Here is a 13,259-nt window from a genome sequence, read left to right as displayed (position 1 = left end):
TTGCCCCTTCCGGTTTTCAATCGGTTGAACCTTGTCTTGTGTTACCGCTCATAGAATTATCTTTTGTGAGCCCGCTGTATTTTTTTTCCTTCCGTTATATTTGGTGACTATTTTCAAACCAACCTAACAAATTTCTATGAAGCTGCGTAAACTAGCTGTATCGCTGTTGTTGTTTGCAGGAAGTCTGCCAACGGCCATGGCTCAGGGAAAATTTCAGTGGAAAGAAGCTACCTCCGGCGGGTATCCCTACCGGTACGTAACAGACGACCCCATGAAAGCCCGTTTTTATACCCTGAAAAATGGCCTCACCGTTATTTTAAGTGTCAACAAAAAGGAACCCCGTATTCAGACACTGATCGGCACCCGCGCCGGCAGCAACAACGACCCGAAGGACCATACCGGCCTGGCCCACTACCTGGAGCACCTGCTCTTTAAAGGTACCCAGCAGTATGGCTCTCTCGACTGGGCAAAGGAAAAACCCTATATCGACCAGATCGAAAGCCTGTATGACAAATACAATAAAACCACTGGCCAGGAAGCCCGGAAAGTGGTGTATCATCAAATCGACAGCGTTTCCGGCATCGCGGCCAAATATGCGATCGCCAACGAATACGATAAAATGATGACCGCCATGGGCGCTCAGGGCACCAACGCGCATACCTGGGTGGAAGAAACCATTTACGAGGAAGATATCCCCTCCAATGCGATCGACAAATACCTGACCGTACAGGCGGAAAGGTTCCGCGATCCCGTGTTCCGTCTCTTCCACACAGAACTGGAAGCGGTGTACGAGGAAAAAAACCGCGGACTGGACAACGATGGCCGTAAAGTATACGAAACCTTGCTGGCTGCCCTGTTCCCTACCCACAACTATGGTCAGCAATCAACCATCGGCACGGTAGAACACCTGAAAAACCCTAATCTCAAAGCTATCCGCAATTTCTATAACACTTACTATGTGCCTAATAACATGGCCATTGTCATGGCAGGTGACTTTGATCCGGACTACGTGATCAAAACCATCGACCAGCAGTTCGGTTATATGAAAGCGAAACCGGTAGCGGAATATAAACCAGCTCTGGAAGCTCCCTTCAAAGCTCCTGTTGTGAAAGAAGTGTTTGGCCCGGACGCTGAAAGCATTGATATCGCCTTCCGTCTGCCCGGCGCACTCGACACCCAGTCCAGCCTGGTCCTGGGCGTACTTTCCAGCATCCTGCAGAACGGTAAAGCCGGCCTGCTGGACCTGAACCTTAACAAACAACAGAAAGCACTGAGCGCCGGCGCGCAGGTATTGGGACTGAAAGACTATTCCATCCTGATTTTGTCCGGTAAAGCCAAACAGGGCCAGACACTGGACGATGTAAAAAACCTTTTGCTCGGACAACTGGACATCCTGAAAAAAGGATCTTTCGACGAGTCCCTGGTAAAAGCGATCGTGAACAACTCCAAACTGGCTGAACTGCAAGGTCTGGAAAGCAACAACAATCGCGCTACTTCCATCATGGACGCTTTCATTAAAAGCCGTGGTACCAACTGGGTACATGATGTGTCTTATGTAGATGACATGGGTAAGATCACTAAAAAGCAGATCGTTGATTACGCTAATAAATACCTCGCCAACAACTATGTGGCGGTATACAAGCGCAAAGGCGAGGATAAAAACATCCAGAAAGTGGAAAAACCTGCGATCACCCCGGTAGAAGTAAACCGTGAGGCGCAATCCGCTTTCCTGCAGAAAGTATCTGCCATCCCTGCCACACCGGTAAAACCACAATGGCTGGATTATGAGAAAGATATTCAGACTGCCCCGGTAGGCACCACCAACATGATGTACGTGCAGAACAAGGACAATGGCCTGTTCCGTTTGTACTACCGTTTTGACATGGGCTCCTGGAACAACAAGAAACTGGCCCTGGCAGCACAATACCTGCAGTTCCTGGGTACAGACAAGTATACTACCGAACAAATCAGCAAAGAGTTTTACAATATTGCGTGCAACTTTAACGTGAGCACTTCTCCAGAAAACACCACTATTACTATCAGTGGTTTGCAGGAGAATTTTGATAAAGCAGTTTCTTTGTTTGAACACATATTGACCAGCTGTAAACCTAACGACCAGGCGCTGGCTGCCCTGAAGGGACGGTTACAGAAGTCCCGCTCTGATGCCAAACTGAACAAGTCTGCCATCATGAAAGGGGTGGTGAACTACGCTATGTACGGCGCCAACAATCCGTTCAACAATCAATTGAGCCAGGCAGACCTGGACGCTGTTTCCGCTACGGAACTGACAGGTCTGCTGCACGAACTGCCTTCTTACAAGCATACTATTATCTATTATGGCCCTCAGCCGCTGGCTACTGCTGCAGCCGATGTACAGAAATTACATGCGCTGCCGGCCAGCTTTAAAGAAGCACCAGCTGCCGTGAAATTCAGCAAAACTTCACAGACAGCTAACCAGGTGTTGTTTGCCGACTATGATATGGTGCAGACAGAAGTAAACTGGGTTGGCAATGAATCAGTTTATGATCCGGCCAATACAGGTATTATTTCCCTGTTCAATAACTATTTCGGCGGAGGCATGGGATCTATCGTATTCCAGACCATTCGTGAATCAAAAGCACTGGCATACTCTACCTATGCAATGTTCGTATCTCCGGACAAAAAAGGAGAACGTTATTCCCAGATTGCCTATGTAGGCAGCCAGGCGGATAAAATGAACGACGCTATTAAGGGTATGAACGACCTGTTGAACGATATTCCGCGTTCTGATAAACTGCTGGAAACCGCCAAGGAATCCATGAAGCAGGATATCGAAACAGAACGTATCACCAATGATGGTATTATCTTCAGTTATTTGGCTGCGCAGAAACTGGGCCTCAGCACAGATATCCGCAAACAGGTGTACGAGTCTATTGATAAAATGAATTTCGATGATGTGAAGAAATTCCACGATACCAACATCGCACACAAACCTTATACATACTGTGTGGTGGCTTCCGGCAAGAAAGTCAACATGGACGATCTGAAAAAAATCGGTGAAGTGAAAACACTTTCCCTGGAAGATATCTTTGGTTATTAATATCATTTAAAGGCAATGCCAGCGCAGCATACAGCTCATTTGTATGCTGCGCTTTTTTTTGTAACACTGCAATAAATAACTACCCTGCGACGTTATCAGGATTATTTAACCACCCTATGAAAAAGTGCCGAATTTACGGGTACGCAGTAATACTGTTGCTGCTGCCGTTGTCAGGGTTTGTTGGGAGCAGCGTTGATCTGTACAATGTACGGTTAACCACCACCAATATTAATCCGGACAAAATTTTCCTGCTGGTAGACAAAAGTGATTACCGGATGTATCTGTATGAAGATGTAACACTGAGAAAAATTTACAAAGTGGTTTTTGGCAACAAAGACCAGGGAGATAAGCTGGTGGAGGGCGATCGCAAAACACCGGAAGGAACGTTCCATATCCAGGCCAAAAGGATCGACAACCGATGGAGCCGCTTCATGTTGCTGGATTATCCCAATGAAGATTCAAAACAGAAATTTTTTCAACGCCAGAACGAAGGGAGCTTGTCCCAGGGAGCGAGTATGGGAGGAGGTATTGGCATACACGGCGTGGAATATGGCGCCGGTATCCGGGATAATTACGTGGATAGCCGTATCAACTGGACATTGGGCTGTGTAAGCATGAAGAATGGCGATGTAAATGAATTATATGAAATTGTTAAAGTAGGTACGCCCGTAGTGATCCGTCCTTAAAAAGGAAAGGTTTTTGCGGAGAGTAGCAGGTGTTTTCCAATGGCAGCGTAAGGGAGTAACTTTATACTGCGGTCATTGTGTACGGCATCTAGTGGTACAGGTTCAATGTACCATGACTCCAATATATACGGCGGGTCAGATCCTGTGAAGAGCGCGCTCCACTCGGATGGTGCGCGCTTTTTTATTGTGCCATGAAATCTTTCACCAGCTGTTTCCATACAGCGCCATCTTTCTGACAGAAGGACTGATGCCCGGCATCCTTAAAAATATGCAGTTGTTTTTGTTGGGCAGCCAGGTGGCCGAACACCCGTCTCGTTTCATCGGATGTAACCCTGATGTCCTGTTGCCCCCAGCAGTAAAGCACCGGCGCCTGAATGTGGCGGGCATAATCCTGCGGGTTATGGCCGAAGCCCCAGAAGCCCAGTTCCAGGCCGCCCCAGAAGGTGAGCATCTGGGATAGCGGTGTTGCCGGCAGATGCACGGCCCGCATACGGCTTTTAACGGCATCGAGAAGGGTGGCGAATGGCGATTCGAGGATAATTTTCTGCGGAGTGAGGTGAAATTCCGGCACTGCTTTCATGATGGCTGCCGCACCCATGCTCATTCCCCAGAGGGTGACAGGCTTGTTGGAACGGGACAGCACATAGTCCCATGCCAGTTTCACATCTTCCGCTTCTTTGTATCCGATAGTGCAGGCAGTGCCGTCACTGTTACCATGACCACGGAAATCTATCAAAAAAGTGTTGTAGCCCAGTTGCCGGAACCAATATGCTTCCGGCAGGTGTGAACCTTTGTTGCCGCCATATCCATGAAAGAGAATAACGGTGCCTTTGGCCTGTGTTACGGGCATCCACCATCCTTCCAGGTGCAGCCCGTTGGCCGTCAGCAGCTGTACGGTGTCATAAGCAATATTGGGGCGTGCGCTGGTAATGGACTTGGAGAGCCTGACGCCGAAGAATATCATGTTTAATTTTTCACCGATGCTCATCTCTTCCGGCCGCTTGTTGCGATGGCGGTTGTTTTCGGAGAAGTGGGTGAATTTATAGGCATGAAAAGCCGTGATGCAATTGAACAACAGCACAAGAAACAGGAGGGCATAGAGGGCTTTTTTGAAGAAACGCCGCATGGGAATTTACGGATTTACGATTTTTTGATTTATAAATTTAAATGCAGCGAATATCACACAATATCATGTGATCTCCGCTGCATTTTTAAATATCAAAATCAGAAAATTCGTAGATGACTACAGTTTACCTTTTTTGATTTCATCTACCACGGCCGGGTCGAGGAGGGTAGAGGTATCTCCGAGGTTATCGAGGTCGTTTTCCGCTATTTTCCGCAGAATACGGCGCATGATTTTACCGGAACGTGTTTTAGGCAGGCCGCTTACAAACTGGATCTTATCCGGTTTGGCGATAGGACCGATGATGCGGGACACCGTTTGTGCGATATCTTTTTTAGACAGCTCCGGTTCATGTGTCATTCTTTCCATGATCACGTAGGCGTAGATGCCCTGGCCTTTGATATCGTGCGGGTAGCCTACCACTGCGCTTTCAATAACGCCGGCGTGCATGTTGATGGCGTTTTCCACTTCAGCGGTGCCGATGCGGTGACCGCTCACGTTGAGCACGTCGTCTACGCGGCCGGTGATACGATAGAAGCCTTCTTCATCGCGGGTACAGCCGTCGCCGGTGAAGTAGAGGTTCTCGTAGGTAGAGAAATATGTTTTGCGGAAGCGGTCGTGATCACCGTAGGTAGTACGGAGCATGCCGGGCCACGGGAATTTAATACAGAGGTTGCCGCTCACGCCGTTGCCTTTCACTTCCTGGCCGTTTTCATCTACCAGGATGGGTTGTACCCCAGGCAGCGGTAAGGTGGCAAAGCCGGGTTTTTCTTTGGTGATGCCTGCTATGGGCGTGATCATGATACCACCGGTTTCTGTTTGCCACCAGGTATCTACGATCGGGCAACGGCCTTTACCGATATTATCCTTAAACCAGTGCCATGCTTCTTCGTTGATAGGTTCACCCACGCTGCCCAGCTTTTTGAGGGAGCTGAGGTCTTTGTGGTTGACAGGGCCGAGGCCATAACCCATCAGGCTGCGGATAGCGGTGGGAGCGGTATAAAGGGTATCGACGCGGAATTTGTCCACGATTTCCCAAAGCCTGCCGGCGTCGGGATAGGTAGGCACCCCTTCAAACATGAGCGTGGTAGCGCCTGCGCTGAGCGGGCCGTATACGATATAGCTATGACCGGTGATCCAGCCGATGTCGGCAGTACAGAAGAATACTTCTCCTGGTTTGTATTGGAAGGTATTAACGAAGCTGTAGTTGGCATACACCATATATCCGCCGCAGGTATGTACCACGCCTTTGGGTTTGCCGGTAGAACCGGAAGTATAGAGGATGAAGAGCATGTCTTCCGCGTCCATTTCTTCCGCAGGGCAGGAGGGGTTGCCCATGGTTTCCACCTGTTTGATCTCATCTTCCCACCATACGTCTCTTCCTTTGAGCATGCTCACCGGAGTGCGGGTACGGGTACATACGATTACTTTTTTCACAGTAGGGCAGGCCATGAGGGCGTCATCGATCACCGATTTCAGGGGAATGTCCTTGTTGCCGCGGTAAGCGCCGTCGCAGGTGATAACGAGGCTGGCTTCTGCGTCCTGGATCCTATCAGCGATGGACTGGGCGCTGAAACCGCCAAACACGACGGAATGGATGGCGCCAATGCGGGCGCAGGCCAATACCGCGATAGCCAGTTCCGGGATCATGCCCATATAAATACATACGCGGTCGCCTTTTTTAACGCCGTTGTTTTTCAGGACGTTGGCGAACTGACATACTTTGTTGTATAAGTCACGATAGGTGATGATGCGATGGCGTTCTTCGGGGTCATTCGGTTCCCAGATGATGGCCGGGGAATTGCCGAGGGTGGCAAGGTGGCGGTCCAGACAGTTTTCGGTGATATTCATTTTAGCACCGGAGAACCATTTGATTTCGGGGTCCTTAAAATTCCAGTCCAATACCTTGTCCCACTTACGACGCCACATGAAGTGGTCTGCTACGTTGGCCCAAAAGCCTTCGGGGTCCATAACGCTCTGCTGATAAGCCTGTTGATAATCTTCTAAAGTCTTGATCTGGTATGGGTACGACATAGCACCATGATTGTTTATTGGTTAAGTACAACTTTTTCCTAACGGGCTTTAAATTTAAGAAAAACCCGACGGTATGCTAGAAAAAATCTAAAAAAACATGTTAAAACCAGATTATTTTTCAAAACGGTCCGGAAGACGGGCCATGATCAAGCACCTTTAGGGCAAAGCAATAGCCGCTGCCGGTTGCGGACAGGTAATTGTGTGCCACTAAAGGTGTTGAAAAAAAGAAGGAAGGTTGGTAGGTTATTTGCCGGACGGGCCAATGGGGCTGCAAGGGCCTGTTTATCTCGGATTGCGGAACTTGATCGCAGACTTCCAGAAAGTGTTGTACACTTCGTCCATGATTTCCACGATGCGCTTTTTCTCCGCGCTGCTCAGAAAAGAGCTTTGTTTGGTTTTGTCGGCCGGGCCGCGTCCTTCTTTGGCGCGCATTTTCCGGTAAAAGGTAGGCGTGCTCCAGTTACAATCCTGACATACTCTTTCCCGGAAGAGGGCAGCCATGCCCGAAAACTTTTCATGAATGGAAAATAAAAGGTTGGGTGTTTCCTTACTCATAGCAACAGACTTTTATGATGAACAGTGACACCAATTATGCTGTACTGCCGGTCGCAAAATGAGATTAATTATAGCTATCAGCAAATACAGTTATAACTGTGAAATTTATCAGCATAAAAATACACTATTTGTTGTTATGATTCACCGGCAATCCTTTGTGGTATTGATTTTGGGTTGTCCTGTGGACAAATTTCCGATCAATTTCAACGGATAATTATCATCCTGATAATCGATCATTTGTTCTTCAGCTTTTCCTATCATTTTATCATGATTTCGATCAAAATGATCGAAAAATAATTTTTTTTGCCTACGTATATGCATAAAAGTTAGCCTTTCTGATCATTATGCCACTTCCTGTGATCATTTTATTATTTTTTAACTCGATTTGATAATTTTATTTACGAAATGAAAGATTAATTGTTATATTATACCATTATTTATAAAAAAGGATAAATGATGCAGTCGAGTTTGATACATATGGGCCAGCGATTAAAGCAGATACTGAAGCAGAAAAAAATCAAAATCATCGATTTTGCAAAAATGGCCGGCTTCACCAACCAAATAGCCCATTACCACCTGCGGAACAGTGATATGAAGCGGGTCAACCTGGAACGGTTCTGTGACATTATCGGTATCACGCCTGATGAATTCATCCGGTGGAACGGCACTATGCAACTGGCCAACGGGAAAAGCATACATCATGGCAACCGCCTCCAGCACCTGATTGCGGAGAAAGGACTTAACAAAAGCAAACTTGCGGAACGCCTGAACATGAGCCGGCGGACCATGTACAACGTCTTCGAGAAAGAAACATTTTCTCCGGATGAACTGGACCGTGTGGCCCGTGGACTGGACATCACAACGGAAGCCTTTCTGAATCCCGGCACAACCCAGGAAACAAGGCAAACAGACAGCGAAGAAATGATGATGCTGCGGGAGAAATATTATAAAATCCTGGAAGAGCACACCCAGCTGCTGAAGAACTATACTGCCCTGAAAGATGATGTGCTCAAAATGAAGAAGGAGCTGGCCACCCTCCGTAAAGGAAAAACGAAGAAGGGGTGATGAGCTTCTGTGACCAGCCGGTATTGTTATCCCCCATTGTGGTTATACCCGGGCAGCCGGTACTTCTACTTCCAAAGCTGCTGCTACTTCTTCCCAGTTGTGTACCCGCTCGTAATCTGTCAGATGAACATTGTGCGGAGCAGTAAACAACAACTGTCTTCCTTTAAAATGACGCAGATTCTTGTCGTAATCATCAATCATGATATCGGCATTGACAATGGTTTTGGAACCGCAGAGCACAATATTGTGCCAGCTGATGAATGGAAAATGTTCATGCAGCCATTCCAGCTTTTCTCTAAGCGACTGTGGAAACTCCATCGCCGCTGATACAATAAATACCTCGTATTTCTCCATTAGGGCCCTGATCACCTCCTGGCTACCTGGCATCACCGGCGCAGTCCGGAAAAATCCCGGCGTAAGTAAAAACTTCCGTACGCTACCATCGGGCAGTATTTCGCCTTCCGGTATCCCGTGTAACGACTGCGGGTCCAGCTTAATTCCGTTCGCCGCTTCGTAATATGATAAATAATGGCTGTAGATGTCCGCCATTACATTGTCCATGTCTATTGCTATTCTTGCCATATTTTGCGATTTATTGCAAATATATGCAAATTCTAGCAGAATATTGCAAAATGTTTCATAATATTGCATAAAATAGCAAGCATGCTGAAAGAGGAAAGACTTGATTATATATTAAAGAAGCTGCAGACGGACCAGAAGGTATTGCAGACAGAACTGAGTTCTGACCTGCAGGTATCGGAAGATACGGTTAGGCGTGACCTGGAATCGCTGGCACAAAGCGGACAGTTGATCAAGGTGAGAGGTGGCGCTATCCCGCACTCCCCCAATCCCTATTCTTTCAAAGAGAGGATCGAGCGGCATGCGGCCGATAAACAACATATGGCCGTTAAAGCCCTGAGATTGCTGCATGACGGGCAAACGGTACTGATGGACGGTGGTACTTCCACACTGGCATTAGTGAAAATATTACCCCCCAATTTGCGGCTGACCATCATCACTAACAGTGTTCCCATCGTTACCCATTTAATAGAGCATCCCACCATCGAAGTGATATTTACCGGTGGCCGCATCGGTAAAAACTCACAGACCGCCACGGGCATGGACACCATCCGCACTTTACAGAAGATACGGGCAGACCTGGCATTTGTGGGTATCTGCAGCCTGCACCCGGAAGCTGGCGTAACTGGCCTGGACCTTGAGGAAGCAGATGTGAAAAGTGTAATGGTGGAAGCGGCCAACAAAATTGTGGCGTTGGCCACCAGCGATAAAATGGATACGGCGGAACCGTTCAAGGTCTGTGAGATCACCGGCATCGACGTGATCGTAACCGACAAGCCCGAACTGCCTTTATTTAAACCTTATCAGGACCTGGGCATCCAGGTGATATAACGTTAAACGGAAACCACACTCTGAATTACACAACGATGTTACAGAATTTGTCAGTACCGGTTATACATAAGAGAGGCGCCCGCATTGCGGTAAGCGCATTGTTTTTTCTGACCGGTTTGTGTTTTGCCAGTTGGGCATCCCGTATCCCGGACATACAGCAGTCCATGCGTTTAAATGATGCAGGGCTGGGCAGCGTTTTGCTGGCATTGCCTGTCGGATCGCTGATTTCACTGCCGGTGGCAGGTATCCTGGTATCGCGCTTCGGCAGCAAACAGGTGCTGCTGATCGCCGCGGTGGCCTATGCCGCTATTTTACCGGTACTAGGACTGGCGAAGGCTCCCTGGGAGCTGATCTCCTTCCTCGTGTTTTTCGGTTTCTGCGGCAACCTGGCCAATATCGCGGTCAACACGCAGGCAGTGGCAGTGGAAGCGATGTATGGCCGTTCTATTATGGCTTCCTTTCACGGGCTATGGAGCGTGGCCGGTTTTACCGGTGCTGCTATTGGCGCCACTATGAGCGGACTGCATGTTCCGCCGGTATATCATTTTCTGCTGATCACCGGTATTTCATGGACACTGGTGTTGCTGACCATGCGGCATATTGTGCAACAGGACACCAATGTACAGGCCAATCAGCCACTGTTTGTCAAGCCAGATCTTTTCCTGTTGACACTGGGCATTATTGCCATGTGCTCCATGATATGCGAGGGGACTATGTTTGACTGGAGCGGTGTGTATTTCCGCCGGGTCGTGAAAGTTGAGGAAGGACTGGGCGGCGCCGGCTATGCAGCCTTTATGGGCACGATGGCATCGGGCCGTTTTGTGGCTGACTGGGTGATAACGCGGTTGGGTACACGAAAAGTGCTGATCATCAGCGGGGCGCTTACTGCCGGCGGGTTGCTGATAGCAGTGGTTTTTCCTTACCTGGTAAGTGCCTTGCTGGGCTTCATGCTGGTGGGCGCAGGTGTTTCAGCGGTCGTACCGCTGGTATACAGCGCCGCCGGCAAGTCAAAAGTATTGTCGCCGGGGATGGCGCTGGCAGCGGTTTCCACGATTGGTTATCTCGGCTTCCTGTTTGGTCCGCCGTTGATTGGTTTTGTGGCGCAGGCCACCAGCCTGGCGGTATCCTTCTCGCTGATCGCTGTGATGGGCGCCACTATCGCCGTTATGTCCACCCGTATCAAAGTATAAATGGCGTGTAGCCCGGGACGTACCTTGGTTCCGGGCTACACCGAATGCAGTGTGGCGGTGCTGAAAGCCATTTCTTCGCCGCTGTAATCGATGATCAGCAGCCAGTCGCCGGCGGCCGGCATTTCTGCGGGCAATCGCAGGGCTGACAAGGCTTCCAGCAGCGGGCCTGGTTCATGGTCAAAAGGAATATATCTCACTTGTGAAGCGGCGTCCTGTTGCTTCGGCAGAAACTTCAAGGCATTGATAGCAGTCTCCATCCGCAGTATTTCCGGCAGGTATAATAACTGCAGGCGGCCATCGTTTATTTGTTTTTCCAGGTAGTCTGTAAAGAGCTCAATCTCCCGTTTGAACTGGAGGTCAGATTGCCGGCATGCCTCCCAGAAAGCCGTGGCCAGCGGCATCAGCCTGTCGCCCAGTAACAGGCAGGTATAAGGCAGCAGTGTATAGATAGGCGTGATACGGTTAACGCGGTACAGCGTGCAATTCACTGACATGCCACGTTGGAACACAACGGTCTCTAACCGTTTTCTTTCGCGATCGGTAAGATCATAAGGAGAGAATACTTTATCCGGTTGCTGCCTGGCCTCCACGCATAATTCCGGGGATGCGATCAGTGCGGCCAGTGCCCGCTGAAAGGAGAGGAGTGACATGATCGTTTATATATGATATTGATTCCACACTGCTTTTGCCCTGTTTAATTCGCGTGTAACGCCCTCGAACTGTAGCAGGTGAAAATAGGATTCATGAAATTCAAAGGTGATGCCGCAAAGATTGGGTACTAACGGTAACGTATACCCGAGCAGTTCCCATACCGCTTCGGGGCAGGGCCCTGCGTGAGAATCGGTGTACATGCCCGCCATTTCATTGCCGCCGGCGATATGAATTTCCACCACTTTGTCGAGGTCCAGTCCGGTGATGAAGCTGCGGGCATCAAAGCCGTGGTTTACGGCGTTCGTATATACGTTATGGATATCGAGCAACAGTCCGCAGGAGGTGTCTTTCGATAATTCATTGAGGAAAGCTGTTTCGGAAAGTTCCTGATCGGGGAGGTCAATGAAGCAGACGTTGTTCTCTACCAGGAAAGGGGCTCTGATGCTGCGGCTGATGGCGTTGATACGGCCATCGATCATATCCAGCACTTCGTAGTCGTATGGCACGGGTACGGCCATGCCGGCATTGTGTTCCTGCCCGTTTTCATCGTGTACTTTCACGAAAGAGAGATGGTCGCTGTGCCACACAAAGGAGTAGCGCTGGTGCCATTTTTCCATTTTGTGCAGGTAGGCCATATCGAAGACGCCGGCGCTGCCCAGTGAATAGGAGATATTGTGGGCGGTGAGCGGATAACTGTCGGCTAGTTTTTGGAGTACGGCCATCCAGCTGTCTATTTCTTCAAAGCGGTGAGGGTGGCCGTTGCCGAGGTCTGACCAGAACATATCGGGGATGATTTCCACATAGTCGCAGCAGGAAGGCTGGCTGTCGAGGTATAGCTCCAGGGAAGGATTATACAACAAACCTACGCCCAGCCTGGGGATGGTTTTTTCGTATAACCGGCTGGTGTGGCCGGTAAGTGTGAAGGGGTACATGGGAGCGGTGTTTTAAAAGGCCCCGCTCCGGAGAGCGGGGCGGTGATACGTTAGTGGCCAACGGCGGTTCCTTTGATGGTCGCCATTTTGTCGAGGTCTACTTTCATAACATGTTCCAGTTCTTCCCGGATGTTGAAGTGGACGCCTGACAGGCAAGCCTGACAGCCACGGGGGTTAATTTTTGAAATCACCATTTCCTGTAGTTTGGCGATATCGGCCATCTTGGTGCCTTTGGGCACGGTAAGGTTTACCTGGCCATCACTTCCATAGTGAACTTCTGCTGTACGCATGACATGTGGTTTTTGGGGTGATAAATGATAGATATGAAATGACAGATATACTAATGAAAAAAAAGCTGCTCGATCGATTGCCGGTCATTTGGGGTTGGTGTACTAACAGGACCTAAAGGTAGGATATTCTACTATGATAGCACAACGTAATTATACGGAAAAATACAGGCCGTATTTCTCCTGGAATCCGCCTCTGCCGTGGCGTTTTATAAAACAATTATTGTATGTGAAAAAAGCATTCTAT

Annotated in this window: 12 protein-coding genes; 5 read left to right on the top strand and 7 right to left on the bottom strand. The window is 48.9% G+C overall.

Annotated features, from left to right (window positions below; translation table 11 throughout):
* Window positions 1-136 precede the first annotated feature (136 nt).
* The gene (locus ACTJJS_RS14095; protein WP_440664171.1) at window positions 137-3,079 is read left to right on the top strand and encodes a M16 family metallopeptidase; all 2,943 of its coding nucleotides are present in this window, start codon (window positions 137-139) and stop codon (window positions 3,077-3,079) included.
* A 116-nt stretch (window positions 3,080-3,195) separates the two neighbouring features.
* Window positions 3,196-3,765: a L,D-transpeptidase family protein gene (locus tag ACTJJS_RS14090; protein ID WP_440664169.1), complete on the top strand. Its 570-nt coding sequence runs from the start codon at window positions 3,196-3,198 to the stop codon at window positions 3,763-3,765.
* Between the two features lie 181 nt (window positions 3,766-3,946).
* Here ACTJJS_RS14090 and ACTJJS_RS14085 read toward each other — a convergent pair whose 3' ends face one another.
* The 3 genes from ACTJJS_RS14085 to ACTJJS_RS14075 all read right to left on the bottom strand — a co-directional run bounded on the left by ACTJJS_RS14085 (window position 3,947) and on the right by ACTJJS_RS14075 (window position 7,477).
* Window positions 3,947-4,891 carry an alpha/beta hydrolase gene (locus tag ACTJJS_RS14085; protein WP_440664168.1) on the bottom strand — a complete coding sequence of 315 codons (945 nt, stop codon included), beginning with the start codon at window positions 4,889-4,891 and terminating at the stop codon, window positions 3,947-3,949.
* A 117-nt stretch (window positions 4,892-5,008) separates the two neighbouring features.
* Entirely contained in the window at window positions 5,009-6,922 is a 1,914-nt protein-coding gene (acs, locus tag ACTJJS_RS14080; RefSeq protein WP_440664166.1) for an acetate--CoA ligase, read from the bottom strand.
* Between the two features lie 282 nt (window positions 6,923-7,204).
* On the bottom strand, window positions 7,205-7,477 hold the full coding sequence (locus tag ACTJJS_RS14075) for a hypothetical protein (protein WP_168871047.1): 273 nt from the start codon (window positions 7,475-7,477) through the stop codon (window positions 7,205-7,207).
* Between the two features lie 453 nt (window positions 7,478-7,930).
* Here ACTJJS_RS14075 and ACTJJS_RS14070 point away from each other — a divergent pair, with 453 nt between their 5' ends.
* Window positions 7,931-8,542 carry a helix-turn-helix domain-containing protein gene (locus ACTJJS_RS14070; RefSeq protein ID WP_168871048.1) on the top strand — a complete coding sequence of 204 codons (612 nt, stop codon included), beginning with the start codon at window positions 7,931-7,933 and terminating at the stop codon, window positions 8,540-8,542.
* 42 nt (window positions 8,543-8,584) lie between these two features.
* Here the strand turns inward: ACTJJS_RS14070 and ACTJJS_RS14065 are convergent, their stop codons facing one another.
* Entirely contained in the window at window positions 8,585-9,124 is a 540-nt protein-coding gene (locus ACTJJS_RS14065) for a 5' nucleotidase, NT5C type (protein WP_440664165.1), read from the bottom strand.
* Window positions 9,125-9,205: 81 nt separating this feature from the next.
* On the opposite strand from ACTJJS_RS14065, the gene ACTJJS_RS14060 reads away from it, so the two are divergent.
* On the top strand, window positions 9,206-9,952 hold the full coding sequence (locus ACTJJS_RS14060; protein WP_168871050.1) for a DeoR/GlpR family DNA-binding transcription regulator: 747 nt from the start codon (window positions 9,206-9,208) through the stop codon (window positions 9,950-9,952).
* A gap of 35 nt (window positions 9,953-9,987) precedes the next feature.
* Window positions 9,988-11,142 (top strand): MFS transporter, encoded by a 1,155-nt coding sequence (locus ACTJJS_RS14055; protein WP_440664164.1) that lies wholly within the window; start codon window positions 9,988-9,990, stop codon window positions 11,140-11,142.
* 35 nt (window positions 11,143-11,177) lie between these two features.
* Here the strand turns inward: ACTJJS_RS14055 and ACTJJS_RS14050 are convergent, their stop codons facing one another.
* From ACTJJS_RS14050 to ACTJJS_RS14040, 3 genes are read right to left on the bottom strand one after another with little or no spacing between them, the layout of a single operon-like run.
* Window positions 11,178-11,792, bottom strand: coding sequence for a hypothetical protein (locus ACTJJS_RS14050; RefSeq protein WP_440664163.1), 615 nt, complete (start codon window positions 11,790-11,792; stop codon window positions 11,178-11,180).
* A 6-nt stretch (window positions 11,793-11,798) separates the two neighbouring features.
* Window positions 11,799-12,725 carry a DUF692 domain-containing protein gene (locus ACTJJS_RS14045; protein WP_440664162.1) on the bottom strand — a complete coding sequence of 309 codons (927 nt, stop codon included), beginning with the start codon at window positions 12,723-12,725 and terminating at the stop codon, window positions 11,799-11,801.
* 50 nt (window positions 12,726-12,775) lie between these two features.
* Complete coding sequence (locus ACTJJS_RS14040; protein ID WP_440664161.1) at window positions 12,776-13,015, bottom strand: hypothetical protein; 240 nt, start codon at window positions 13,013-13,015, stop codon at window positions 12,776-12,778.
* Window positions 13,016-13,259 lie beyond the last annotated feature (244 nt).

It is taken from the genome of Chitinophaga sp. 22308, from assembly GCF_052045305.1.
GTDB classification, from domain to species: domain Bacteria; phylum Bacteroidota; class Bacteroidia; order Chitinophagales; family Chitinophagaceae; genus Chitinophaga; species Chitinophaga varians_A.
The sequence above is the reverse complement of the archived record's forward strand: the minus strand, read 5'-3'. Positions and strand labels throughout refer to the sequence as shown.